Source organism: Vulcanisaeta souniana JCM 11219 (assembly GCF_026000775.1).
Lineage (GTDB): Archaea > Thermoproteota > Thermoprotei > Thermoproteales > Thermocladiaceae > Vulcanisaeta > Vulcanisaeta souniana.
Genome location: NZ_AP026830.1, coordinates 16260 through 41235 on the forward strand (window position 1 = coordinate 16260; position 24976 = coordinate 41235).

Sequence of the window (24976 nt, forward strand, 5' to 3'; positions counted from 1 at the left end):
AGCCTCCTACTGCTAGGGAGTTATTATTTGAAATAAGACAATTAGGAACTCCAACATATAATTACCGAAACTTGGCAAACTCTAAGGATTGTAAGGGAACTGGATAATGAGGTTCATAAGTACCACAATGCTCAGCAAACTCCATTAAGCCAGAAGGGTTCCAACATGATTAAGGCTTAGGAGCCATGCTTGATGCGTTGAAGCCATGGATATTAAATAACATGGAACGAAAATGGGTATTACACCATTAACTTGGCTAAGGGAATAATCAATGCCACCACTGATTAAGAATCTCGTTCTCAAGAAATTAAGTAAATTAAAGAAAAATAGTGAGAATGGTGCCGAAATATTTTTGGGTGATCTATAAGGCCGTGATGGTATTCAACCCAAGTACCCACAAAAGGGAGTCAGATGGGAAGGACCAATTCGCCCAATAAAGGCATACGATATAATTCAATAGTATGATAACTACATGACATAACTATGAACGCGGGAAACCGAGTTTGAACTTAGTCATAAATTTTAATTATCGTGATATAAACGGATTCACACTTACAGGTGAACTCATAGTTAGCTTTATGACCACGGCTCTCAATTGTTCAGGTCTAACTTTATTGAGTATTTCGCTTAGGACCGCGGCTATGTTCTCGGCGACCTGCTTTGGGTCCATGTCCTCAGTACCAACCTTGCACATGATCTGTGGTTGATCCTTAACCCTGATCCTAACGCTCCTCTTCAGTCTATCAATCACGGTCTTAATGTCAGCATTAGGTTGAATAGCCTCAGGTATCTTGTTCCTAGGACCGAGTATTTGACCCATGACCCTACCTATTAGGACCATTAAGTCTGGGGTTGCTATGAAGTAATCATAGGAATTAGCTAGTCTCCTAACCTCCTTCTTGTTGCCGGATAGCTTTTCGATGTCCTCCCTAGTGAGTATGGCATCGGCCTTGGCCTCCCTGGCTGCAAGTACCATTGCGCCTGTGGCTATAACGCAGATCTTGGGTTCCTTGCCCTGCAGTGCGTGGGGTAATGTAATAGTCATGTTAAACCTATTGGCCTGGTTCTTAACGTCAAAGTCCCTAAACTTAACTATTAACTCGTAACTCTGCTTAAACCTCCTCTTCTTGGCCTTCGACTTTGCCTCCGTGACAGCCTTTGTTATTGCATCAAGGTTTAGGCTCATAATCATTGCACTGTAAGAATACCCCTTATTAAAGCATTTTTCCTAAACTTGTCGACCTATTATTTTAAGGCAATAATGCAAAATACAGCTTAAAGGTTTGAATTATAACCTGCCCTCCTGTTTAAGTAACTCCTCATACTTAGTTATAATGTTGTCATAGGAACCGGACTCTAATTCCTTTAGGACCTGCTTTGGGTCTTTGCCGTTGATCGTAACGCCAACACTCCTGCAGGCGCTTATTACCTGCTTAAGGGCATTCTTAAAGTGCCTACTCTTAAGCTCCTCCCATTTTATGTAGGCTATCTCGGCAAGTTTATCAATACTTATATCACCAATTATCTCCTTAACCGCTTGGTGGCTACCCATATCCTTACCAATAGCCTTAACTATTAATTCGGAGATTGGCGGCAGCTCCGGCTTAACTTCGAAGCCCTTTGTGTCTTCATCAATCTCCACCTCCACAAACACGTTGTTAATACCGTAGCCGGCCAGTATCTTGGTCTTTCTGTTTATTTCCTCAGTGACCTTATTAACGTCAACGCCATACTGACTTAACTGCTGAACCGCTGGTCCACCTGCCTTGCCTGGCGCAACTGCAATCTTGACTACTCTCTTCGCCATATCGTAGGACTCGCCTAATGTAGGTATTTAACGTTTTTGCCTATTATTTACTTGCCCTCGACCTTCCTGACGCCCTTGATGTTCACGATTATGGGCATCGTGCTTGATGAATCAAGTAACTCCAGGTAAACCTGCCCCCTCTGCTTATCGATATCCACCACCTTACCCCTATAGCCCCTAAATGGTTCAACGATTATCTCAACCACATCACCAATACTGATCTCCACGGGCTTAACCAAACTGCCAAGTAACTCATCGGCATTCATTACTCCCCTAACCATGCCCCTGTAATGCTTTATGTTTGTGGCTAAGTCCTGGATTTCATAGGGCATCGTGCCTTCAACAAACACGAAACCCTTCAGAGAGGGTAAAACAACTATTGCGCTTATCTTAACCTTATCAAGCCCCTTATGCTCAGCCCTGGACTTAAGCATAAAGGCCACGTTATACTCCTGGTTACCCACTGCCCTAAGGGCGTACACCCTGCAGGCTAATGACTGCTCTGGGCCACTCATTGAACCCCAATTAGGGCAATGGGTTATAAAACTTGCTTATCCTGGCTTACCTCATCTACGACCCAGCCCCCTTGTACTTAGTACCACTAGCACGAGCATTATGACCAGTATTATAACTATTGTCAGGATCACAATTAGGTTTAGTGGGTATGGTAGGCTAAAGTTTGCGCTGCTGGTTAGATACTGCTGGGCAACACTAAATAGAAAGGAGTAAACCCCAAGAACAGCCACTATTAGGGAACCGAGTTTCAAAATCACCATGTAGTTATCCCTAGTGGGCTTCTTGGACACCCTGAATATCCAAACCACCATACTTAACCAATTAATTATCCTCTTGCCCCAACTTTCGCTGCTCATTACATTTGAACCGCTAACAGTTGGATTATAAAGCCTTTTCTAGCCGCAATCACAGTATTAATTGCCTAAAGAACTCCATTTTGTTGAATGGCCTTAGATCATCGTAGTTTTGCCCCGTGCCCAGGAAATAAATGGGTCTCTTGAGTTCGTATAGGAAGGTCAAAATGGCACCGCCCTTTGGGTATGCATCAACCTTAGTGACTATTAAGCCATCAATCCTCACGTACTTACTATAGTACTTAGCAATGTCCAGCGCCTCATTGCCCAATAATGCGTCGGCGATGAATATGGATAAGTCCGGCTTACTAACCCTCTGTACCTTACTTAGTTCATTCATTAGGTTTACATCCGTGTGCATCCTACCAGCCGTATCTATCATCACGTAATCAATGCCCTTATTCTTGGCGTGGTTTATGGCATCGTAGGCAACAGCGGCTGGGTCGGAGCCATAACCATGCTTTATAACCCTAATACCAAGTCTGGCCGCGTGGCCCTCCAGCTGCTCGATGGCGCCAGCCCTATAGGTGTCCGCAGCGGCCCAAACAGCCGTGTAACCCCTCTTCATTAGTTGATGAGTTACCTTGGCTATAGTCGTGGTCTTCCCATAACCATTTGGCCCCAGGAACAAGAGGATAACTGGTTTCTTCACCTGGAGCTCCCTAGTTACCTCACTTATGAGATCCACATCTTGTATTTCACTGAATAGCTTATTCATGACCTCGAGGATGCCATTCCTTATCATTAACTCCTTATCACCGAACCTAGGCACCTTGAGTCCCCTTAGGTAGTTAATTATTGCGTCGCATATTGCCTCAGCCACGTCAACAGCCACATCAGACTCAACAAGTTGCATGAACAAATTATCACGAATCTCACTAAGCTTATCCTCACTTAACTCGGTGGTTGTTATTGAGTTTACTATGGTATTTGTAAATGACTTGAAGGCATTCCTCAACTTATCAAACATTTAAGGGCCACCCTTATTGACCAGTCTGTTGTTGCCTAATTGCCGTGCTTATGTACAGCAGGAAGTTATCAATGTCCGATATCTTCTTTGTTATATCCGCTGACTGGGCGTCAAGCTTTGATCTTAGGTCCTCAAGTTCCTTAATCCTATCATCAATATAGCCAATGGCGTGTGAAACATCCATTTCAATGACGAAGTTCGCCCCGACGCTAACCAATACCCTCTCGCCCTGGGTCAAGGAGGCCTTAATGAATACACCGCCGCCAACCCCAGCATACGTGTCTTGAACCTCACCCTTGCTCATTAGCGTCAACATGTCCTTGGCACTTTTCAATTCATTTATTGATTGCGTTATTAATGCCAGGTTCTGCCTAACAACATCGAGTAGAGAGGCCAATGAATTTCTCTCCTCAACGAGCCTCTCAATGTCCTCCCTGGTTATTACTATTCGCTGTGGTTGCTGTGACATTAAGCGCCTCACCACTTAACCAATGCCTCTATGGACATTAACTGAGAAACTTCATTATGCTTAACCTCGTCCTTACTTACCTCCCTAACGTCCTCGATCTTTATCATACTCCTCTTTAACTTATGCCTGCTCCCCAGGTCACTGTATGCCTTTTCAATAGCCTCATTGGGCTTGCTTGCCAGCAACTCAAGTGAAAATCTCTGCCACTGCATCCCAATCCTCATACGCCCCGTAACCCTGTAAATCATAACCGGCACGTGGAGCAAGTAGGCATGAAGTATTTAACCTTTTCCCAATATGTTTTTAAAGGAGTAATGCCCATACTTCAATAGGTGATTAAGCAATGGTTCTCACATGCGATGTTTGTGGCGCAGTAATAGAGGGCGAGCCTGTGATTGTTGAGATAGACGGCGCTGTGTTAACATTATGCCAGAAGTGCGCCCGTAAGTATACTGGCGTCAAGGGCGTTAAGGTGATCAAGGGCCCGGCGCAGATTCAATCACCTCAAAAGGCAGTGACCGTGACCAAGTATGAATCAAGGAGAGGCACCACGTATAGGGTTAATAAGCCGAAGATAAATGCTGACAGGTATGAGATTGTTGAGAATTACGCCGAGTTAATTAGGGACGCCAGGGAGAGCCTTGGTATGGGTAGGGACGTACTTGCCAAGGTAATTGGCGTTAAGGAGAGTATCCTAAAGAGAATTGAGGATGGGCAGTTAATACCGGATATTGAACTTGCAAGGAAACTCGAGAAGGCGCTCGGAATTAGTCTCCTGAGGGAGACCGAGGATGCGGGTACAGAGACCCAGAAGCCCGTTGGTAAGGCATTGACCCTAGGCGATGTAGTGACACTCCGCGAGAAAGACAAGAACAGACAATAAATGGTACTGATGGGGAAGACTTAAATCTTTACGTATTTTTAGGCAATCCGGAGTTGCGGTGGAATAGTTTTAAATAACGAATGCCACAAGTATCCCCAGTGGTTAATAAGGCTATATTGCTTATTGCCGATGACGTTGAGGAAAACAGGATTAGGGAATTCCAATTGCTCAGTGAGGCTGGTGGTTATGAGGTCATTGAAGCGATAATACAGAGGAGAAAACCGGATTCGCGTTATTACCTGGGTGTTGGTAAATTAAATGAGGTTGAATCAATCGTTAAGGCCTCAGTGCCTGACGCCGTGATTACATACCATCAATTAAACCCAATACAGTACGTGAACCTTGAACGCAGGTTAAGGACCAAGGTTATAGATAGGGTACTATTAATACTTGAGATTTTTGAGAAGAGGGCTGGTAGTAAAGAGGCTAAGCTCCAGATTGAGTTGACGAGACTTAGGCTTGAGATACCAAGGGTTAGGGAGATTATTAGGTTTGCAAAGATGGGCGAGCAGATTGGTTTTTACGGCGGCGGTGAATACGCAGTGGAAGCGTATTACAGGCACATGATTAGGAGGGCGTCTCACATAAGGAGGGAACTTGAGACCATTAGGAGAAGGAGAGAGATGCTAGTAACTAGGAGGAGGGACTATGGCTTACCCCAGGTGGCGCTCACAGGCTATACCTCAGCTGGTAAGACAACGCTGTTCAACAAGCTTGCCAGGGAGAATAAGTATGTAGATGGTAAGCCCTTTGCGACACTAGACACGTACTCAAGGCTCGTTAATTTTAATGGCGTTAACGCAATACTAACGGACACCATAGGGTTCATTGATGATTTACCACCATTACTCATTGAGTCCTTCTATGCAACAATCGCTGAGGTCCTCAATGCAGACCTCGTGCTCTTTATGATGGATATTAGTGACGAGTATCAGGAGTTCTCCAGGAAGTTCATGAGCTCCGTAGGGATATTCAGCGACCTTGGTATCTCGAAAAGCAAGATATTGCCTGTTCTCAATAAGATAGACCTAGCGAGTGAGCTCGATATTAAGGATAAGGTTGACCTTGTTAGGCGGGAGTTTAATGATTACGTAATGATATCCGCCAGGGCAGGCATTGGTATTAATGACCTAAAGGGTACCATACGAGGCATGCTGGAGCGACTGATCGTCAGTAATAGGTACAGAAATAGTAAGGAATAAATTCCTCCAGGGCAATCCATAATTAATGGTTGAGGACCTAGAGACATCATTATTCCTAGAGTATGCAAAGAGGAGGATATCCTTTGAGTATGATAATGAGGAAACCGGGGAATTGGCGGTTAAGATCCTCAGGACATTAATAGAGAGGAATGAGGCAATACCCGATGAGACGCTGGCTTTAATACTGGGAACAAGCGCCACGGAAATTAGGAGGATATTGCATGTAATGCATAAGACGGGCCTTGTGGGTCTAGCCAGGGAATCCGTGGATCAATACAGGTATGAGTATAAGTGGTTCCTTAACAAGGATTTTATTAGGAAATTCCTAAGTCAGCATATTAATAAAGTAACAACAAAGTTGATGCATAGGATAAATACCCTGAGTTCAACCACGCTTTATATATGCCCAACCTGCTTCAGGGGTTATACACTGGATGAGGCATATGAGTACGACTTTAGGTGCCCGAGGGATGATACTGAATTAATGCAGATCGATACACCATCAGAAATAGCCTTTCTAAGTAACATCATTAAAAATCTACGTGGAGAAGAAACGGAATAAAATCAATTACTAATTTTACTAATTTTCCAGACATTACTAGAACCAACTAGTACCTGCCTTTAGATAACACCCTGGCCGCCGTAATGAGCGGATGCCATACAGGGGCCGTCGGCGGTGAGTATGATAAATCAGCAAAGAAGAAATCATCAACAGTTGCGCCCTTACCGATAAGCGCTGCTGCGGCGTCTATATAACCGGCAACAATCCTATCGGGACCAACAATCTGAACACCAAGTATCCTACCGCTCGTCTCATCCATCGTCATCTTAATACTAACCTGAACACCACCTGGGTAGTAATGAGCCGTTGTTCTAGCCTTAATACTTGCGGACACGGGCTTGAGACCTTCCTCCCTGGCCTGCCTCTCAGTGAGCCCAGTCCTCGCTACGTAGAGATCGAAGACCTTCGTTATTGCTGTGCCCAATACACCAGGGAACTTCAGGAACTTACCCTTAATAGCGTTGGCGCCTGCCACCTGCCCCATTTTATTAGCCGGTGGCGCCAGGGCAACGTACATCCTCCTCCCAGTAATTAGGCTCCAGGTCTCAGCAACGTCACCCGCAGCATACACATTTGGTACAGAGGTCTCCATGTATTCATTAACCCAAACAGCCTTGGTCTCACCGAGCCTAGCCCCGGCCTTAACCGCAAGATCCACGTCTGGCCTAACGCCGACACCCATCACGACTTTATCAACTTCATACTCACCCTTCTCAGTCACAACCTTATTCACGGATCCATTAACACCCCTGAAGCCAACAACCTTCTCACCAAGGTGAAGCTCAACACCATTCTTAATGAGCTCATCATGTATTAGCTTAGCCATATCCTCATCAAACGTTGTTGGTAATACGTGGGTCATCATTTCAAAGAGAAGCACCTTCTTACCAAGGTTCCTGAGTGCCTCGGCAACCTCAAGGCCTATGTAACCACCGCCAACCACCGCAATAGTGCCTGCCCTCTCAACCTCCTCCCTTAGCCTGGTCGCCTCATGCGGAAGCCTAAGTGTTAATATGCCATTTAGGTCATTACCCTCGACAGGGAGCGTTATTGGCCTTGCTCCAGTGGCTATTATCAATACGTCCCACTGATACTTAACAACATTATTACCCTCCCTCGCATACACCACTTGGTTCTTGGAATCAATGTCAAAGGCCTCCGTGTTGATCTTAACGGTTATCCTTCTCTCCTTGGCGAATTCCTCCGGAGTATATATCGCGAGGTCCTGCGCCTCCTTAACAATGCCGCCCAGGTAATACGGTATCCCGCACGGTGCATGACTTATGAATAAACCCTTGTCAAGCATTACGATTTCGGCCTCAGGGTCAAGTCTTCTAGCCCTAGCAGCCGCCGACGCACCGGCAGCTCCACCACCAACAATCACAACACGTTTACCCATATATTCACCCAAGACTCCTATGGCTTAATTAGCTTTTCCGTTGTCTTACATTACTCACAACTACCATCAAGCCTTCCCAATAGCTCATCAATTATTTTCCTGGCAGTCAACAAGTGTCGTCTCTTGATGGGGTACTGAATTACAAGCCTATTGTCAGTACTCGCACCACTTGCATAACCATACCTAATGCACTCGGCCACGTAACTACTTACACGTGGCGCCAGTGTCCATGCTATTAATTCATGGATAATACCATAATCAACCACGCTAGGTATCCTCTTAGTCATTTCCATAAACGTCGACGTGATCAGGCATTGACTATCTAGTAGATAATGAAGGAATTCATGAACCACGGTATCAATGATATCACTAATATCGTTTACCGTGAGATCCCCTCTAGAGACTATATCTGTTATCCTGAGCAGGTCCCAGATTGATAGTGCGATCACCTCGTTTTCATTAATTATAAGGACCTTGCCATAAATCGTTGGGTTATGGACAAGTAACACCCTAGGAACACCAATATTAAATACCCTACCCAGTATTGACAAGGTCCTCGCCACTAGTTGGAAATAGGCATTAGCATTGTTCCTTGCTGTAATTATTCTTTCATCAACATAATATTCACAATCATGGTGGCACATTATCATTAACTCAGCCATTAATGATGGGCTTGCGCTTACGGTTATGACATAAGTGCGTTCATGACCCTCCCTAGTGATGTCCAGGGTTACGTACTTATCAACATCGTAATCCTTCATAAGCGCCTCCTCAGTATCCCTGGCTATTACGGCGTATTCCTCATCACTTGGCATAAACCTAGGGTAACCTGAACCTAGCAAATTGAGAATTATGTCGAGAGTCAGTAATGCAACCCTTAACTTGACACGTTGCCTATTGAATAATAGTGCTAGTGCATTTATCAATCCCAGGTTTACCGTGGACTCACCGCGAAGTCTCCCACCATAACTCCACGAATGACTGGACAACATGGCACTTTATCCCTAAGTGATAATACTTTATTTACCCATAATTTAAATGATCCTCCATATTGCATTAATTATTTGCTGCGCAATATTCTAAAAATCAACCAGTATGATCGGTGCGTGCCATTACCAATAATACCTGGAGTTAAGCCTCCCTGGATCACTGAATCCGGTGGCGTTGCCTCTGAGCACCCCGTTGCAAGCAAGTTAGGTGTTGATGTACTTAGTCTCGGTGGTAATGCCATCGACGCAACAATAACAACGTCCCTTGCACTAGCCCTCACACAGCCGCACCTGGGTGGTCTCGGCGGAGATTTCTTCGCCATGATATACACGGCGAGGGAGGGGAGGGTTTACTTCCTAAACGCCAGTGGGTGGGCGCCTAAGGGATTGAGTAGGGAGTTGCTGAGACAGAGGGGGTTGAACGCAGTTCCATTAAGAGGCCCATTATCGCCGGTGGTCCCTGGATTACTGGCAGGTTTGCATGCATTGTGGAAGCGATTTGGCTCAAATGAATGGAGGTCTCTCGTGAAACCCGTAGTTGACGCCGCAAGGGGTGGGTTTCCAGTGGGTCCCAGCTTTGTAAAGGCGATTGAATTGGTAAAGAACGAGGTGGCTAATGACAGCGATTTCAAGACCGTGTACCCGATTAACGCTAAGCCCTGGGATCTAATTAGAATTGAACCGTTGATTAAAACCCTAGAATTAATAATGGAACACGGCCCTGACGTACTATACAGGGGTGAGGTTGGTGAAGCTCTTGTGAATTACGTGCAGTCTAGGAGTGGGGTTATGGAGATGAGTGATTTAATGGAGTATGAGCCTGAGTGGCGTGACCCATTGAGTATTGATTATAAGGGATTAACCATATACGAATCACCACCGAACACGCAGGGAGTGACCACACTAATGATCCTAAAGCTACTTGAGTATATTAGGGATACCGGGGATCCCTGGTCGCGTAGGAGAATAGAAACCTACCTAGGTGCCTACAGGGTTGCCTATGAGCTTAGGGATAGGTACGTTGGTGATCCTAGGTTCATTGACGCACCAATAAATAAATTACTTGACCCGGACTTTTTATTGTCGGAATTTAAGTCACGTTATGGTAATAGGCAATTGGGTGCTTCTGGTGATACCACGTATTTCGTGATTGTTGATAAGGAGGGTAACGTAGTAAGCGCGATCCAAAGTCTGTATCAGCATTTCGGCTCATTGGTTACCGAGCCAAGGTATGGGATTACATTAAACGATAGGGCATCTGACTTCTCAATGGATGGGCCGAACGCATTGATGCCGAGGAAGAGACCTCTCCATACGTTGAGTGCGGTAATAATAACGAAGGATGGAGAACCAAGGTACGCCTTGGGAACCTCAGGGGCCCACTTCAGGCCTCAGCAGCATACGTTATTCATAACGAATATAATTGATTACGGACTAAGCCCTGTGGAGGCTATTGATGCGCCCAGGTTCCTGTGGGATAGAAAGTCACTAACCATTGAGGAGGGCTATGAAGTAACAGGCCTAACTGAACCGCACCAGGTAATTAAGTACCCGGGCAGAACAGGGGTGGCAAGTATAGCTGCGTTCCTTAATGGTGGCAGGAAACTACTGTATGCCGACATAAGAGGCGATGGGCTAGCTCTTGGTCAGTAGTTTTATGGTATTAAATAATTGATTAGGTTAATGGTTGTGGTCTGGGAAATTCTTATAAATAGGATGCCTATCCTATCACCGTATGGTAAGGGGCATTTCGAAGACGTTAATCGTGGGGATTACCATAGTTATTGCCATAGCCATAATCGCGATATACTACACCATTCAGTCAAACATCGCTGGGCAAGGCATAAAGAATACTGGCATTGAATACCCAGTTACCGTGACTGATTATCTAGGTCGTAACATTACCATATACTCCCAACCAACTACCCTGGGCATTATAGCTCCCGACTGCGCACAAATAATATACACGCTCGGCTTTGGAAATAGGGTTGTACTGATTGACGTATATTCTGAGCAATTACTTCATTACCTAAATGTTACGGTTCCAGGTAATATTACCACGATTAGTTCAATATATGAATCGATACCAATAGAGACAATAATAACGGCACACCCATCATTACTATGCGTGGACGCCGGTTTTCAGCCGCAGTTGGAACAGGACACTAATGAATTAAGTGCGGCCGATATTACATTAATATTCATAGGTGGTACAGCTAATACCAACATAACTGGTATTGAGAATGATGTAATGCTCATGGCTAAGGCACTTGGTGTTCCGAAGAGGGGTGAAGAGATAATTAATAACATGAGCGGCGTCATTAATTACGTAAGAAGTAAGGTTTTAAGTGGGCCCAGGGTAACCGTGGCCTACATATCGTGGTACAACCCAATCTATGCCGCTGGGAACTCCTCATTCGTTGGTTACTACATTGCGATAGCCGGCGGTTACGACCCATTCAGCGGTATGTATCCCACAGTTAGTTCAAGTCAATTACTCACCGCTAACCCTGATTATATAATTGCCGATAACTTCATGGGTAACTACACGGCAACCCTCCAGGCAATACTCTCAATCCCCGGAATAAACAGTACAAATGCCGCTATGGAGAACCACATATACATACTTGGGAATTTTGCCGAGAGCCTCATTGAGGAGCCAGGCCCATTATCGGTTTACGGCGCCCTACTTCTTGCCATGATACTTCACCCGAGTGCATTCGGCCTTAATTCAACGGCTATACCGCATTACATAAGCGCCCAGTGGGTTAATCAATACGTTAGGCCCAACCTAAATATCACGTTGAATAATGGGTGATCATCACGGTTAATAACTTAATTGTAAAATTCCTTTGGTTATTCATACCACTATTATTAATAGGTATCATTCTAAATCTCTTCATTGGTGAAGTGGTAATACCATTGGGGGCTTTATTCGATCTTACAGAGACGTATAGGATCATAATAATAGATATTAGGTTGCCGGAGATCCTAGCCTGTATAGTGGTTGGTGCCAATTTGGCGATTGCTGGTGCTGTGATGCAGGCAGTGTTTAGGAACCCACTTGCCGAGCCCTACATAACTGGCACCGCATCTGGGGCATTATTTGGCGCAATACTGGGCTTGCTAATGTATACGTTGTTTAGGGTTGAGGTATCATCGCCGATAATACTAATGCCAATACTATCATTTCTAGGTGCAATGCTTGCCATCGCAATAGTCGTAACCTTCAGCAGGGGTAATTGGTTATCCCTTATTTTAGCCGGTATTGCTGTTTCAATACTATTCTCGTCAATAGTCATGATACTGGACACGTACTTATTGACAATAATCCCAACATTACCTGCCATTGTTTACCTACTGTTTGGCACCATAAGTGGCATTAATTGGAGCGATGATGTCGTGATGTTGAGCGTGAGCCTACCAGTCCTTGCGTACATTGTTATCAGTAGTCGTGAGATTAACCTGTTAATGATTAGTGATGAGGTTGCCCAGGCTGGTGGTATTAGCCCTAGGTCATTTAGGAACCTGTTAATTGTACTGACTGGGTTATTAACTGCGGTGACTGTTTCATTTACGGGCATCATAGGTTTCATCGGCCTTGTAACACCTCACCTAACTCGCCTATTGATATCGAGTTCCGATAATTCAAGAGTTATGCCGCTATCAATGATGTCAGGCTCCACAATAATGCTCTACGCAAATGTCGTTAGTAAGGTCCTGGTTTCTGGCGTTATTATGCCAATAACGGCTATAACAAGTCTCTTTGGGGTTCCCGTATTACTAGTGCTGCTTAGGGGTGGTCGCGGTGAGTAATTACGTTGTTAGGTTTGTGAATGCCAGGATTGGTTATGATGAACCAGTAATTAAGGACATTACATTAAGCATACCAAGGCCGAGTTTAACTACGATACTTGGCCCCAATGGGTCTGGGAAAACCACGCTGCTTAGGGCGATAATAAAGTATGCTAAGGTCTTTGGTGGTTATGCGTATATCGATGGTAGGGAAATTAGTGAATTATCCATTGGGGATCTACCGAAGTATGTATCTTACTCACCAGCAGAGATTTATTCGCAAATGGCGTTAACGGTTCTTGATGTAGTCATGAGTTCACGAAATAGTGGTGGTTGGGTGAGCAGGGACGAGGCGATCGCCACCCTTAGATACCTAGGTGTGGGTAATATTGTTGGTAAGAGGTTTGATGAATTAAGTACTGGCCAGAAGAGACTTACCTTAATAGCTAGGGCATTGTCATCAAAGGCGCCATTACTACTACTTGATGAACCAACCTCTAACCTAGACCTCGGTAATAAGTACAGGGTTATCCTGATCCTAAGGAGAGTTGTTAGCGATCGGGGAATCACGGTAATAGCCACTGGGCATGATATTGACCTGGCGCTGGCCAGTGACTGGGTTGTGGCTATAAGGGATGGGGAGGTAATGGCCATGGGCGCCCCAGGGGATATAATTAATAGCAAGGTTTTGAGTGAGTTGTATGGAATTGACGTGGAGGTTCTTGAGGTAAATGGATATAGGCTCATTCATGTACGTAATGACAGGTAATTACTCCTTTCTTATTAATACCTATTTATCTTATTTTGACATACTAAGAAAAATTTATTTAATGTGAACCTACATAACCATCGCTATGTTTGGATGGGGCGGACGCGTATTAAGGATTGATCTTTCCAAAAGGAGGTTTATTGTACAATCACTGGACCCATCACTTGCACAGAATTACATTGGTGGTAGGGGCTTTGCAGCGAAAACCCTATGGGATGAATTACCGCCAGGTGTCGATCCATTAAGTCCACTTAATAAGTTGATCCTGGCTGTTGGCCCACTGACGGCATTACCAATACCCAATAGTGGTAAGTTACTCGTAGCCTCTAAAAGCCCGTTGACGGGTGGTTATGGAGATGGCAATATCGGTACGTGGCTGGCAGTTCATATGAGGAGGGCAGGTATTGATATGATGATAATTGAGGGCAAGGCAGAGAAACCAACATACCTATACATTGAGAATAAGGGTGATGAGTTCAGGGTTGATTTTAATAATGCGGAGGACTTGTGGGGGCTTGATACCTTCACTACCGAGGACAAGTTGAAGACTATGCATGGCAGTGACGTTGGCATGGTCCTCATAGGCCCTGCCGGCGAGAGACTCGTGAGGTTTGCAACGATTGTTGCCCAGAAGGGGCGCAGTGGCGGTAGGCCTGGCATGGGCGCAGTCATGGGCAGTAAGAACCTGAAGGCCATTATCATGAGGGGTCAAGGTGACGTTAAGGTTGCCGACCCAATGCTTAGGAAGATGGGCGTCGACGCCATAGTGGCAACGAAGTCTAAGCCGAACTACCCATTCTGGATGAGGCAAGGGACAACGTCGACGGTAGAATGGGCTCAGGAAGCCAGCGTATTACCCACGTATAATTACACCGAAGGCCAATTCGACGATTATGAAAAAATTGGCGGCTTCTCAGTTGAGAAGAATAAGGTCATGACAAGGTCATGTCCACAATGCGTTATGGCCTGCGGCCACGTGGTTAAGGACACCGAGAACGAACCCGCTGAGTTGGATTATGAGAATATAGCAATGCTTGGCAGCAACCTCGGTATTGGCGATCTAGCAAAGGTGGCTCACCTCAATAGGATCGCGGATATGATGGGCATGGACACAATAAGCCTTGGCTCCACCCTAGGTTTCGCAATGGAGGCTTCGGAGAGGGGCCTCCTTAAGGAGGGGATCGAGTGGGGTGATTATAAGAGGGCTGTTGAAGTTGCTACGGACATAGCACTACAAAGAACTGAACTGGGTAAATTGCTTGGTAAGGGCGTTAGGGCTGCATCAATGGTGTTGGGGCCCGAGGCCACTGAATTCGCGATGCATGTTAAGGGTCTTGAGATAAGTGCGTATGATTGTCACGCGGCGCCCGGCATGGCTTTGGCATTCTCCACGAGTCCCATCGGGGCCCATCACAAGGATGCTTGGTTAATATCCTGGGAGGTTCAGAGGGGTAGGTTTGATTATACCAGGGAGAAGGCGGAGAAGCTTGTGGAGATGCAGAACATTAGGGGTGGGTTGTTCGAGACAATAGTGACGTGTAGGTTCCCATGGGTAGAGGTCGGTCTCGAGCTAGATTGGTACTTCCGCTTATTTAGGGCTGCCACGGGCATGGATATGAACATGGAAACCCTAAGCACGATAAGCAATAGAATCTACACATTGATTAGGGCGTTCTGGGTTAGGGAGTACGGCCATTGGGATAGGGCCTATGACACCCCGCCACAAAAGTGGTTCAAGAGACCACTGAGCAGGGGACCACTTAGGGGTGCAAAGCTTGACTACGATGGTTACCAAAGATTACTTAATTGGTACTATGAATTGAGGGGCTGGGATGAAAGGGGTATTCCGAGGAAGGAAACCCTGATAAGATTGGGGCTTAATTTTGTTATTCCGCAATTGGGATCTAAGGTTAATCTTAATTAAACTTATATAAATATAGTTTTATAATACATACTTGATTAGTAATGAGCGATAGTTGTCGTTTACCGTTATTTGCAGACTGCAGGGAAGTTGATGATTCGATTAAATGCCCTGGCGACAGCGGTTATAGCGTAATACCGCTATTTGGCAAGAGGGTTAGGGTACGTAAGGACTCAGCACCAATAAGGCTTATGGGATGCTTGGACGAACTCTCAAACATAGCTAATAACGCTAGGCTTAACTTCAGTGGTAATGCCGTGGGTGAATTGGCCTCGATAGTGATGGCACTGGCAATGCAATTGAATGCCTACCTGGTTCAGGGCAGCGATGATAGGTTAAACAAGGTGAGGAGTATTGAGGATCTATTGATGGATAGGATCATGGATCTATGCCGAGGATTTAAGGGGCCACTTGGTTGGGTGATTGCGACGACCCCCGAGCTCCAGATCCTCGACACACTAAGGGTCAAATTAAGGGAGTGCGGTAGGATCGCGTCCTCAATGCTTGAGGAGTATTCATTATCGGTAAATGTTATCAGCGTCATGAATCATGCCGATAAGCTGGTGGCCCAGGCAATGTATTGCCTGGGTGGTAAGGTGTTTAGGTCCGTGGACGATGCTGTGAACTACCTGCTGGGTAGTACAACAAATGAGAACAGATTTATTAGCAAATAATTATTTGTAAATTATTAATGGGAAACACGGAGAAAATTAAGGAAAAGTACGACGAGTGGGTTAGAGAATTCCTATTGCCTACACTTAAGAAGATACCTGAGTGGAGAAAGTTTGCCACATTATTTGGCATTGACATAAAGCCCCTCTATACACCGCTCGATGTTAGGGACGATTACCTGAGTACACTTGGCTTCCCCGGCGAATACCCATTTACCAGAGGCATATACCCTAGTATGTATAGATCGAGGCTATGGACGTTTAGGGAGTACTCAGGTTTTGGCTCGCCTGAGGACACCAATAGGAGGTACAAGTTCCTCATTTCCCAGGGACAGACAGGCTTAAGTGTCGCCTTCGACTTACCAACGCAGTTAGGTCTTGACCCTGATCATGAACTTGCATACCCTGAAGTTGGTAAAGTGGGTGTATCAATACCCGAGGTCGCCTCAATGTCAATACTTTTCGACAATATCGACATCAGAAAAATAACAACCTCATTCACAATAAATGCGACAGCAGCCGAGATACTGGCTATGTACATAACGGTCGCCGAGAGTAGAGGTATTGATAAGGCTGTGCTTGATGGCACTATTCAAAACGACATACTCAAGGAATTCATAGCCAGGAACCTATACATATACCCACCACTGCACTCAATGAGATATACAACGGACATAATAGCATACACATCAAAGAACCTACCCAAGTGGCACCCAATAAGCATCAGTGGTTATCACTTCAGGGAGGCCGGCGCCACGGCTGTCCAGGAACTGGCCTTCACACTGGCCGACGCCATTGAGTACACCAATTGGGTCATAAATAGGTGGAAAATGAACGTTGACGACTTTGCGTCAGGCCTATCCTTCTTCTTCGCAGCAACCACGAACCTCTTTGAGGAGGTTGCCAAGTTCAGGGCAGCCCGTAGGTTATATGCAAGGATAATGAGGGAACGATTTGGCGCCAATAAGTCGGAGTCCATGAAAATGAAGTTCCATGTACAGACATCCGGAGCTGCATTGACCGCCCAGCAACCTGAGGTTAATATTATTAGGACTACGATACAGGCATTGGCCGCTGTACTAGGTGGTGCCCAATCACTTCATGTTAATGCCTATGACGAAGCACTTGCGTTGCCTACGGAGAAGTCGGTTAAGCTAGCACTGAGAGTTCAACAAGTGATAGCCTATGAGAGTGGTGTTATTGACTCGATAGATCCATTGGGTGGTTCGTACTACATTGAGTGGCTTACGGACATCATTGAGGAGGAAACCATGAAGATCATTGATTATGTGGATAGGCTTGGCGGCATGACGAAGGCTGTGGAAATCGGTTATCCACAGAGGGCCATTGCTGAATCTGCATATCAGTACCAAAGAATGGTCGAGGAGGGTAAGATTAGTATTATTGGGGTTAATATGTTTAGGGAAGAGCGGGAGCCCAATATTGAGCTTCATAGGGTTGACCCAGTATCTAGGGAGAGGAGTATTAGGCGTGTTAGGGAGGTTAGGGAGAACCGTGATAGGGAGGCTTGGGAAAGGGCAATCAGGGAGTTGAGGAGAACGGCTGATGGGGAGAACGAGAACGTATTTCCATACATACTAAACGCCATTAGGGCTAGGGCTACCATTGGTGAGGTATCGGGGGTGCTACGTGATGTTTGGGGCGAGTATAGGCCTCCAAGTATTTACTGAGGAAAGATTTATAGAACATGATAACGCAACTAATAATGCATATGCCTAAGCCTAAGATCATTATTGCTAAACTTGGCCTTGACGGCCATGACAGAGGCGCTAAGGTGATTGCTAGGGCATTGGCTGAGGCTGGCTTTGAGGTTGTTTACACGGGTATTCGGCAGACGCCCAGCCAGGTTATTGAGACGGCAATTCAGGAGGACGCTAAGTTAATTGGCGTCAGTATATTGTCGGGTTCTCACATGGAGCTTGTAGGTGAGTTAATGAAGATCATGAGGGAAAGGGGCGTGAATATTCCAGTGCTTGTTGGTGGTATAATACCTCCTGAGGATAGGGATGCCTTGCTGAAGATGGGTGTTGCCGCTGTGTATGGGCCTGGTACACCGCTTAGGGAAATAATTGATATCGTAAAGAAACTTGTGGGTGCTTCCTGATGGATTTAGGGGACTTACTGAAGAGGGCCCGGAGTTGGGATAAACTCGCCATTGCTAAGTTAATAACTCTCGCTGAGGAGGGCATTGAGTTGCCATTGGAGAATCAACGTAGAAGCCACGTAATTGGCGTAACTGGTCCTCCAGGTGCAGGTAAGAGTACATTAATATACTCAATGGCTCGGAAAATACCACAGGACAGGAGAATAGCCATCCTCACCATTGATCCCTCTAGTCCATTCACCGGCGGTTCATTTATGGGTAATAGGATTAGGATGCAGGAACTCACCTCCAGGCCCAACATATACATTAGGAGTATGGCCACGAGGGGTATCCGCGGAGGACTTAACTACGCAACAATAGCCGCAATAAACGTACTTGAGTACGCCGGTGCTGATTATATATTCCTTGAGACCGTTGGGGCTGGTCAATCGGATACTGATGTTAAGTATGTTGCCGATACAATACTTGTCCTGGTGCCGCCACTCTCTGGTGATGAGATCCAGGCACTTAAGAGTGGGCTTATGGAAATCGGTGATATCTATGTAGTCTCCAAATCCGATAATCAAGTTGCCGAATCTACGTATAGGGACTTGATGGCCATGATTGATATGGTGAAGGAGATAAAGAGTGATTCCTGGAAACCCATCGTGGTTAGGGTGTCCGGTCTGTATGGTTATGGTGTTGATGATTTAATTAAGGTAATTGACGATAGGTTTAGGGAGTTAATGAATAATGGTAAACTGAATGAGATGCTAATCAGCAGGAGGGTGCTTGAGATGAGGCTTTACGCCTATGACTTACTTGAGAAAAGTCTCAGCGAGAGAAGGGATTTGGAGAAGGAGGTTGTGAATGGTAGGTTATCACCACAGGAGGCTGCAAGGAGACTACTTAATGCCGGCAAGCCGAGACTTGATCATGTGGCCATCGCCGTTAAGAACCTCGATAGCGCCGTCGAGAAATTCAGGAGATTGGGACTTAGGGTTAGTGAACCAATGATTGTTGAAGAGCAAGGTGTTAAGATCGCAATGGTGTGGCTTGGTAATACAAGGATTGAGTTACTTGAGCCGCTTAATCCCGGATCTACCGTGGCTAGGTTCTTGGAAAGCAGAGGTGAGGGTATTCACCATATTGCCCTTGAGGTTGATGACCTCGATGAATTCATTAAGACCGCTAAAGGCTCTGGCTTAGTAATCATTGGTGGACCAAGTAAGGGCGCTGAGGGTGTTGTTGTATTCATACACCCCAAGAGCCTAAATGGCGTCCTCCTCGAATTGGTAAAGCGCCAGGTACTTAATGAGTGATCTTTAAATAATGCTGAGTACAGGGTTGAGCTTGCGTGAAGAGTAGATCGTTTGAGCATGGATACTCAATGATATTTAGGGGAGGGAGCCTTACAAGGTATTCATTGTTACTTGCAATAATAGTAATTCCATACTTAATGAGCCTATATGCCCATGAACCAATCATTACCTACCTCAAGGCACTCGTTATATACAGTATTATGTTTCTGGCGGTCCTAGTAACCCTTAGGGCAATGATATATACTCAATCATATAAAGGCTTTGGTACTACGTTGTCATTATTCAATACATCGCTTGTGGTATTCATTGATCTACTAATTACCCTGGTTACCCATAAATTCATAGTGGGTTTCGGTGCGTTATCGTTTGTTCTCCCGTTAAGTGCAATGATAATGGTATTAAGGGGCCTTGAGCACAATGGTAGTTCCATGAAGAAATACATTATCTACCCACTGTATACTTTACCAAGTGTCCTAGTTACTCAGGCCTTTTCATACCTATTGATTGGCACCGTGAGTCTCATAAAGTACGCCATTTTGGACTCCGTGTTTTACGTTTTTTCATTTCTATTTATTTATTACGTGATTTTTAAGTTCGAGGCCTCATATGGTGGTGTGAACATTCTTAAACTATTTAGTTCATATCTCTATGCATCGCTCTTTGAATACTCCGAACCATTTGAGAGGGAGTTAAGTAGGAACGCCGTGGTTAGGGATACTAAGGTACACCTATTTGTGCTAAGCGATGGCGGTGGCGCAGGCGTGGTTACAATACCTGAGTTACATGCAGGCCCCATAGCTAAGGTTGGCGGCGGTTACTTAATAAGTGACCTTGTTAATGAATTGAGTCGCTATGTGAAGCCCATTGTCTATCTGCACGGCATTGGTAGTCATGAACTAGACCCAGCTACGAGGGTTGATGTACGTAAGGTGGTTAGGGCTGTTACCCTCAAGGTTAAGGAGACACTGGGTAATGAGACCGCGGATGGTGAGTGTATTGGTAGGTTGCCTGTTCAGTTACATAGTCGTAACTTCAGGATAACGCATGTACCGCTGTGCGATAAGTCCCTAGTGATCGTTAGCAGGCTTGTTAAATCGAGTGACGATATTCCACTTAGGATTTATGAAGAATTGAAGAGAAGAACTAAACTTGACTGGAATAACATTATACTAATTGATGCGCAGAATTATTACTCTGATGACAATACTTGGAATGAGGATGATATAAACGAACTCGCCTCATTACTAAGCAAAATTGGGGAATTGGAACAACAGAGACTTGAGATGAAGATGTGCCTCATTCACACACCTAAGTATGCCTTTGGACCAATACAGTTTGAGATCGGAGACAATGGCTTGATAACGTGGGGACTAGAGGTAAATGAAAAGAGAGTGCTTCTGGTTGTTTTTGATGGTAATAACTTAAGAAGGGAGTTAGCCGACGCCATAATTAATGAATTTAGGAATTACTTTGACATTGTTGAAGTTTTAACAACCGATAATCACCAGTATACGGGTATTGCCAGGTTCACGAGAAATAGGGGTTACAAGGTTGTTGGTGATTCGATCAATCATGATTTAATAATGAGACATATAAGGAGGAATGTTAAGCAGTGCCTGGACGACATGAGGACGATGCGTGTTAAGTATTACCCGGTTGTTGTTCAGGGTATTCGTTTAATTGGTGATTCCTTTAATGATATGGTGAGGGCCGCTGAGTTGGGCATGATTGATTGGAAGAAGCACTTCACCGTCTTGATGGTACTACCCATACTTACCATGATCGCCCTTGGGATTGCGCTCGGTATTCTTTAATGCTTAATAAATACAAAAGGTTTAATAGAGAGGGCTACGTATTTGTCCTGGAAGGGATATGGGTTCCGAAGACCTAAAAAGGCAGGCAATTAGAGCTCACATAGCTGGATTAATAACTAGGTTGGAGAATTGGGTTAAGGACCAGAGGAAGTTCATGGATGAGCTGCAGAAGTATGGCGACTACATAGTTAGCCAAGATAGATTATCACTACTGCTTTCCTCGCAGGCAATGCTTTACTACATAGAGAGGGCACTTAAGGACTTTGAGTCCTGGCTGAATAACCCGATGATAACCTCAATAATGCCCATAGAAATGCTAAAGGAGTTGGAGGAGAGACTTAGGGATATAGCCATAGAGTTCGTTAGGCTCGATATAGACCACACGAGCAGGTACGTGGACATACTCAAGAAGATGGAGAATGAGAACGAAATCCCAGACATACTAAGGCTTTATATTGAACAAAGGGGTATTGCGCAGCAGAGGGGGCAACAGGGAGAACAAGGGGAAGTACCTAGGTTTATGTGAACGTTCCTTAAAGTTTACTTAACTCCTTATTTTGTACTGATTTCGTTTAAATAATCTCTTATTATTTGTATGGCATCATTACCAAACATCTTAATTATTAAACCAATATGCTCCTTGATTATTTCGCTCTTAACGTCATAAGGTATTGAGAGCTCATAGACAAACTGCCTGACATTATTAATAATCTTCTCACGCTTATTAATGAACCCCCTCGTGTATAACCTACTTAATACTGTTAAAACCGTAGTATACGCAGTCTTCTTACCCCTCTTTGTCAATTCCTCCCATATCATCATTGCAGTGGCCTCCTTAAGTTCATTAAGTATCCCAATTACCTCAGCCTCGAGCGGTCCAATCATCAATAGTAGCCTTCTTTTGCGTTCATTTTGCACCATCATGCGAATTACGCGCGTAGTTTTATAAACCTAACACACAGGTCTAAAACTTACCAACTCTAATATCTAGCCTAACCTTATACACATATGGAGCATAATCCCTAACAATCCTTCTACCGAGGATGAGACAATCATATCCCAACTCCCTGCAGTAGCTCATGGCTATTGCCTCGGCATCGCCGTAAGGGTTCTCCTCAGTGCCAAGGTGGTAGAAATGCACAATACCGCCATTCTTGACACACATCAGTGACTGCCCTAGGAATTTGTGGGCACCCAACGGTAATGTAAGTATTACCCTATCCACCCCGCAGAAAAGTTGCATCAACCTAGCCGCGTCCCCAAGAAGGGGTAACACCTTGCCCTCCAGCTTATTCAGCTTGATGTTATCAAGCATGTAGTAATAGGCATACTCATTCAATTCGATCGCAATTACCAACCTAGTAAAGGGCTGTTTCCTCAATATGGCGACTGCGTACGGACCAACACCTGCAAATGGGTATAGAATGACCTCGCCGGGCATTACTTGCCTGGCAATATCCTCCCTATCACCCTGATCCCTGGAAGAGAAATAGGTCTTTGTTGGATCAACCTTGATCAGGTAATTACCCTCCCTATGAATAACCTCGGTTGGCCCAGGGACCAAGACCTCAAACCTATAAAGCCTAAACTCGCCCTCCCTTGCCCCAACCTTCCTAAGCACCGTTTTAACATGCTTATTCAACTTGATTATTGCTTCACCAATAATCAGCTTGTAATCCTCGAGCTCCGGCGGTATCTCTATTATTGCCACAGCGCCTGACCTGGAACCAACTATGTCAAAACTCCTCGGTATTTTATCCCAGAGTTCCCTGGGAATCAAGGGCTTAATTAACTCCTTAAGCGTTGGCATTATATCAATCATGGTTAATTCCGGGATTCTATTAAATTAACTACTGACCTCATTCTGCCCTGAAGGGCTAGACTTGCCGTTTGTTTTGTCATCTTCGTTTTCGTATTTCCCGTGTAGAATAAAAATTAATAAGCACTGTGGAAATCTGTAAATCGATGAGCAAGATCATTGAATCAATGCCGGGCATTGTTTCATACAGTACCGTTAAGGAAGTCAAGGGACCATTAATTGTTATTGAGAAGACCAGGGGAGTTGCCTATAACGAGATTGGTGAAGTCATGGGCCCAGATGGAGAGCCTAGGATGGTTCAGGTGGTCGAGGTTGGAGATAATTACGCTGTGGCTCAAGTTCTCACTGGCACGCTTGGTTTACCTGCCAAGGGTAGTACCGTAAGGTTCTATGGAAGGACACTCAACATACCTGTCACTGAGGATCTGTTGGGTAGGGTACTTGATGGCAAGGGACAGCCGAGGGATGGACTACCGCTACCTCCTGCCGAGGAGTACCTGGACATAAATGGCGAACCCCTTAACCCATACGCAAGGGAATACCCAGAGGAACCAATAGAGACTGGTGTTAGTGTGATCGATGGGTTAAACACAATGGTTAGAGGGCAGAAACTACCAATATTTAGTGGCACTGGTTTGCCGCATAATATGTTAGCTGCTCAGGTAGCTAGGCAAGCAACGGTTAGGGGCCATGAGGAGGAGTTTGCAATAATATTCGCCGCAATGGGTTTGAAGTCCGAGGAGGCCCTGTTCTTCCTGAACGAGTTCAGGAGGACCGGAGCATTGAGGAGGCTCGTAATGGTCCTAAACCTAGCCAGTGACCCGATCGCTGAGAGGATACTGACACCTAGGACTGCCCTTACGATTGCCGAGTACCTGGCTTGGTATAGGGATTACCACGTACTGGTGATTCTTACGGATATGACGAATTACGCAGAGGCCCTTAGGGAATTATCATCATCAAAGGGTGAGCTACCAGGTAGGCGTGGTTACCCAGGTTACATGTACACGGACTTCGCAACAATCTATGAGAGGACTGGCAGGGCTAAGGGTAAGAAGGGCAGTATCACGCAGTTTCCAATACTAACAATGCCTCACGATGACATAACGCACCCAATACCTGACTTAACGGGTTACATAACCGAGGGCCAGTTAGTCCTAAGTAGGGCCCTGTGGGGTAAGGGTATTTACCCGCCTTTTGATGTGATCATGAGCCTCTCAAGGCTTATGAAGGATGCGGTTGGTGAGGGCAAGACGAGGGATGATCATAAGTACGTTGCTAATCAATTAATTGCTGCATACTCGAGGTCACTGGATGTTAGGAATTTGGCGTTGCTCGTTGGTGAGGCTAACCTGAGTTGGCGTGAGAGGAGGTACCTTAGGTTCGCTGAGCAGTTTGAACGTAAGTTCGTTAACCAGGGTTATTATGAGAGAAGGACCTTTGAGCAAACGCTTGATATTGCTTGGGATGTTATTAGTGTGTTACCTGAGGATGAACTCACGAACGTGCCACCAGACATTTCTAAGAGGTATTACAAGCGTTCGATTTTTGAGGCCGTAAAGGACACGGGAGCATAAAATTAGCACTTTGTAAATTATTGTTAAATGCCTC

The 24976-nt window shown here is 45.2% G+C and carries 26 protein-coding genes; 15 read left to right on the top strand and 11 right to left on the bottom strand.

Annotation, left to right across the window (positions count from 1 at the left end; all coding sequences use genetic code 11):
• Positions 1 to 526 precede the first annotated feature (526 nt).
• From Vsou_RS00095 to rpl18a, 7 genes are all read right to left on the bottom strand, one after another.
• Positions 527 to 1186, bottom strand: a complete 660-nt coding sequence (locus Vsou_RS00095) for a 50S ribosomal protein L1 (RefSeq protein WP_188603421.1) — start codon at positions 1184 to 1186, stop codon at positions 527 to 529.
• A gap of 102 nt (positions 1187 to 1288) precedes the next feature.
• Positions 1289 to 1807 carry a 50S ribosomal protein L11 gene (locus tag Vsou_RS00100; RefSeq protein ID WP_188603422.1) on the bottom strand — a complete coding sequence of 173 codons (519 nt, stop codon included), beginning with the start codon at positions 1805 to 1807 and terminating at the stop codon, positions 1289 to 1291.
• A gap of 47 nt (positions 1808 to 1854) precedes the next feature.
• Positions 1855 to 2322 (bottom strand): transcription elongation factor Spt5, encoded by a 468-nt coding sequence (locus tag Vsou_RS00105; RefSeq protein ID WP_188603423.1) that lies wholly within the window; start codon positions 2320 to 2322, stop codon positions 1855 to 1857.
• A gap of 51 nt (positions 2323 to 2373) precedes the next feature.
• Complete coding sequence (locus Vsou_RS00110; RefSeq protein WP_188603424.1) at positions 2374 to 2679, bottom strand: preprotein translocase subunit SecE; 306 nt, start codon at positions 2677 to 2679, stop codon at positions 2374 to 2376.
• A 49-nt stretch (positions 2680 to 2728) separates the two neighbouring features.
• Positions 2729 to 3646 (bottom strand): signal recognition particle-docking protein FtsY, encoded by a 918-nt coding sequence (gene ftsY, locus Vsou_RS00115; RefSeq protein ID WP_188603425.1) that lies wholly within the window; start codon positions 3644 to 3646, stop codon positions 2729 to 2731.
• A 13-nt stretch (positions 3647 to 3659) separates the two neighbouring features.
• Positions 3660 to 4115, bottom strand: a complete 456-nt coding sequence (gene pfdA / locus Vsou_RS00120; RefSeq protein ID WP_188603426.1) for a prefoldin subunit alpha — start codon at positions 4113 to 4115, stop codon at positions 3660 to 3662.
• An 8-nt stretch (positions 4116 to 4123) separates the two neighbouring features.
• Positions 4124 to 4363 carry a 50S ribosomal protein L18Ae gene (gene rpl18a, locus Vsou_RS00125; RefSeq protein ID WP_188603528.1) on the bottom strand — a complete coding sequence of 80 codons (240 nt, stop codon included), beginning with the start codon at positions 4361 to 4363 and terminating at the stop codon, positions 4124 to 4126.
• 95 nt (positions 4364 to 4458) lie between these two features.
• Here rpl18a and Vsou_RS00130 point away from each other — a divergent pair, with 95 nt between their 5' ends.
• The 3 genes from Vsou_RS00130 (at position 4459) to Vsou_RS00140 (ending at position 6762) form a co-directional block, all read left to right on the top strand.
• Positions 4459 to 4998 carry a multiprotein bridging factor aMBF1 gene (locus Vsou_RS00130; protein WP_188603427.1) on the top strand — a complete coding sequence of 180 codons (540 nt, stop codon included), beginning with the start codon at positions 4459 to 4461 and terminating at the stop codon, positions 4996 to 4998.
• Positions 4999 to 5096: 98 nt separating this feature from the next.
• Positions 5097 to 6200: a GTPase HflX gene (hflX, locus tag Vsou_RS00135; RefSeq protein ID WP_229709835.1), complete on the top strand. Its 1104-nt coding sequence runs from the start codon at positions 5097 to 5099 to the stop codon at positions 6198 to 6200.
• A 25-nt stretch (positions 6201 to 6225) separates the two neighbouring features.
• A complete protein-coding gene (locus Vsou_RS00140; protein ID WP_188603429.1) occupies positions 6226 to 6762 on the top strand; it encodes a transcription factor TFIIE in 537 nt (178 codons plus the stop codon).
• A 46-nt stretch (positions 6763 to 6808) separates the two neighbouring features.
• Here the strand turns inward: Vsou_RS00140 and Vsou_RS00145 are convergent, their stop codons facing one another.
• Positions 6809 to 8161, bottom strand: a complete 1353-nt coding sequence (locus Vsou_RS00145; RefSeq protein WP_188603430.1) for an FAD-dependent oxidoreductase — start codon at positions 8159 to 8161, stop codon at positions 6809 to 6811.
• 50 nt (positions 8162 to 8211) lie between these two features.
• Positions 8212 to 9153 (bottom strand): hypothetical protein, encoded by a 942-nt coding sequence (locus tag Vsou_RS00150; protein ID WP_188603431.1) that lies wholly within the window; start codon positions 9151 to 9153, stop codon positions 8212 to 8214.
• Between the two features lie 114 nt (positions 9154 to 9267).
• Between Vsou_RS00150 and Vsou_RS00155 the strand changes: the two genes are divergently transcribed.
• The 11 genes from Vsou_RS00155 (at position 9268) to Vsou_RS00205 (ending at position 22072) form a co-directional block, all read left to right on the top strand.
• The gene (locus Vsou_RS00155) at positions 9268 to 10803 is read left to right on the top strand and encodes a gamma-glutamyltransferase family protein (RefSeq protein ID WP_188603432.1); all 1536 of its coding nucleotides are present in this window, start codon (positions 9268 to 9270) and stop codon (positions 10801 to 10803) included.
• 82 nt (positions 10804 to 10885) lie between these two features.
• Complete coding sequence (locus Vsou_RS00160; protein ID WP_188603433.1) at positions 10886 to 11968, top strand: ABC transporter substrate-binding protein; 1083 nt, start codon at positions 10886 to 10888, stop codon at positions 11966 to 11968.
• Positions 11965 to 12966: a FecCD family ABC transporter permease gene (locus Vsou_RS00165; RefSeq protein ID WP_188603434.1), complete on the top strand. Its 1002-nt coding sequence runs from the start codon at positions 11965 to 11967 to the stop codon at positions 12964 to 12966. Before Vsou_RS00160 ends, Vsou_RS00165 begins: the two co-directional genes overlap by 4 nt.
• Positions 12959 to 13714: an ABC transporter ATP-binding protein gene (locus Vsou_RS00170; RefSeq protein WP_229709837.1), complete on the top strand. Its 756-nt coding sequence runs from the start codon at positions 12959 to 12961 to the stop codon at positions 13712 to 13714. The genes Vsou_RS00165 and Vsou_RS00170 overlap by 8 nt, the downstream gene beginning before the upstream one ends.
• 85 nt (positions 13715 to 13799) lie before the next feature.
• Positions 13800 to 15638 (top strand): aldehyde ferredoxin oxidoreductase family protein, encoded by a 1839-nt coding sequence (locus Vsou_RS00175; protein ID WP_188603436.1) that lies wholly within the window; start codon positions 13800 to 13802, stop codon positions 15636 to 15638.
• A 41-nt stretch (positions 15639 to 15679) separates the two neighbouring features.
• Positions 15680 to 16309, top strand: a complete 630-nt coding sequence (locus tag Vsou_RS00180; protein WP_188603437.1) for a cobalamin adenosyltransferase — start codon at positions 15680 to 15682, stop codon at positions 16307 to 16309.
• A 17-nt stretch (positions 16310 to 16326) separates the two neighbouring features.
• A complete protein-coding gene (locus Vsou_RS00185; RefSeq protein ID WP_188603438.1) occupies positions 16327 to 17997 on the top strand; it encodes an acyl-CoA mutase large subunit family protein in 1671 nt (556 codons plus the stop codon).
• Positions 17998 to 18038: 41 nt separating this feature from the next.
• Positions 18039 to 18431 (top strand): cobalamin B12-binding domain-containing protein, encoded by a 393-nt coding sequence (locus tag Vsou_RS00190; RefSeq protein WP_054844376.1) that lies wholly within the window; start codon positions 18039 to 18041, stop codon positions 18429 to 18431.
• Positions 18431 to 19732, top strand: a complete 1302-nt coding sequence (gene meaB, locus Vsou_RS00195) for a methylmalonyl Co-A mutase-associated GTPase MeaB (protein WP_188603439.1) — start codon at positions 18431 to 18433, stop codon at positions 19730 to 19732. The genes Vsou_RS00190 and meaB overlap by 1 nt, the downstream gene beginning before the upstream one ends.
• Positions 19733 to 19767: 35 nt before the next feature.
• Positions 19768 to 21546, top strand: a complete 1779-nt coding sequence (locus tag Vsou_RS00200; RefSeq protein ID WP_229709838.1) for a DUF2070 family protein — start codon at positions 19768 to 19770, stop codon at positions 21544 to 21546.
• A 58-nt stretch (positions 21547 to 21604) separates the two neighbouring features.
• Positions 21605 to 22072, top strand: coding sequence for a DUF2153 family protein (locus Vsou_RS00205; RefSeq protein ID WP_188603440.1), 468 nt, complete (start codon positions 21605 to 21607; stop codon positions 22070 to 22072).
• 26 nt (positions 22073 to 22098) lie between these two features.
• Here Vsou_RS00205 and Vsou_RS00210 read toward each other — a convergent pair whose 3' ends face one another.
• Complete coding sequence (locus tag Vsou_RS00210; RefSeq protein ID WP_243681111.1) at positions 22099 to 22470, bottom strand: BlaI/MecI/CopY family transcriptional regulator; 372 nt, start codon at positions 22468 to 22470, stop codon at positions 22099 to 22101.
• Positions 22471 to 22510: 40 nt separating this feature from the next.
• On the bottom strand, positions 22511 to 23368 hold the full coding sequence (locus Vsou_RS00215; RefSeq protein ID WP_229709839.1) for a class I SAM-dependent methyltransferase: 858 nt from the start codon (positions 23366 to 23368) through the stop codon (positions 22511 to 22513).
• A 164-nt stretch (positions 23369 to 23532) separates the two neighbouring features.
• Here Vsou_RS00215 and Vsou_RS00220 point away from each other — a divergent pair, with 164 nt between their 5' ends.
• Complete coding sequence (locus Vsou_RS00220) at positions 23533 to 24942, top strand: V-type ATP synthase subunit B (RefSeq protein WP_188603531.1); 1410 nt, start codon at positions 23533 to 23535, stop codon at positions 24940 to 24942.
• Positions 24943 to 24976: the final 34 nt, after the last annotated feature.

Bases quoted from the DNA above. Each gene is read 5' to 3' on its own strand.
- Vsou_RS00210 (WP_243681111.1), bottom strand. From the start codon at position 22,470: ATGATGGTGCAAAATGAACGCAAAAGAAGGCTACTATTGATGATTGGA.
- ftsY (WP_188603425.1), bottom strand. From the start codon at position 3,646: ATGTTTGATAAGTTGAGGAATGCCTTCAAGTCATTTACAAATACCATA.
- Vsou_RS00100 (WP_188603422.1), bottom strand. From the start codon at position 1,807: ATGGCGAAGAGAGTAGTCAAGATTGCAGTTGCGCCAGGCAAGGCAGGT.
- Vsou_RS00215 (WP_229709839.1), bottom strand. From the start codon at position 23,368: ATGATTGATATAATGCCAACGCTTAAGGAGTTAATTAAGCCCTTGATT.
- Vsou_RS00160 (WP_188603433.1), top strand. From the start codon at position 10,886: ATGGTAAGGGGCATTTCGAAGACGTTAATCGTGGGGATTACCATAGTT.
- Vsou_RS00130 (WP_188603427.1), top strand. From the start codon at position 4,459: ATGGTTCTCACATGCGATGTTTGTGGCGCAGTAATAGAGGGCGAGCCT.
- rpl18a (WP_188603528.1), bottom strand. From the start codon at position 4,363: ATGATTTACAGGGTTACGGGGCGTATGAGGATTGGGATGCAGTGGCAG.
- Vsou_RS00140 (WP_188603429.1), top strand. From the start codon at position 6,226: ATGGTTGAGGACCTAGAGACATCATTATTCCTAGAGTATGCAAAGAGG.
- Vsou_RS00220 (WP_188603531.1), top strand. From the start codon at position 23,533: ATGCCGGGCATTGTTTCATACAGTACCGTTAAGGAAGTCAAGGGACCA.
- Vsou_RS00175 (WP_188603436.1), top strand. From the start codon at position 13,800: ATGTTTGGATGGGGCGGACGCGTATTAAGGATTGATCTTTCCAAAAGG.
- Vsou_RS00185 (WP_188603438.1), top strand. From the start codon at position 16,327: ATGGGAAACACGGAGAAAATTAAGGAAAAGTACGACGAGTGGGTTAGA.
- pfdA (WP_188603426.1), bottom strand. From the start codon at position 4,115: ATGTCACAGCAACCACAGCGAATAGTAATAACCAGGGAGGACATTGAG.
- Vsou_RS00145 (WP_188603430.1), bottom strand. From the start codon at position 8,161: ATGGGTAAACGTGTTGTGATTGTTGGTGGTGGAGCTGCCGGTGCGTCG.
- Vsou_RS00150 (WP_188603431.1), bottom strand. From the start codon at position 9,153: ATGTTGTCCAGTCATTCGTGGAGTTATGGTGGGAGACTTCGCGGTGAG.
- Vsou_RS00095 (WP_188603421.1), bottom strand. From the start codon at position 1,186: ATGAGCCTAAACCTTGATGCAATAACAAAGGCTGTCACGGAGGCAAAG.
- meaB (WP_188603439.1), top strand. From the start codon at position 18,431: ATGGATTTAGGGGACTTACTGAAGAGGGCCCGGAGTTGGGATAAACTC.
- Vsou_RS00110 (WP_188603424.1), bottom strand. From the start codon at position 2,679: ATGAGCAGCGAAAGTTGGGGCAAGAGGATAATTAATTGGTTAAGTATG.
- Vsou_RS00190 (WP_054844376.1), top strand. From the start codon at position 18,039: ATGCCTAAGCCTAAGATCATTATTGCTAAACTTGGCCTTGACGGCCAT.
- Vsou_RS00205 (WP_188603440.1), top strand. From the start codon at position 21,605: ATGGGTTCCGAAGACCTAAAAAGGCAGGCAATTAGAGCTCACATAGCT.
- Vsou_RS00180 (WP_188603437.1), top strand. From the start codon at position 15,680: ATGAGCGATAGTTGTCGTTTACCGTTATTTGCAGACTGCAGGGAAGTT.
- Vsou_RS00105 (WP_188603423.1), bottom strand. From the start codon at position 2,322: ATGAGTGGCCCAGAGCAGTCATTAGCCTGCAGGGTGTACGCCCTTAGG.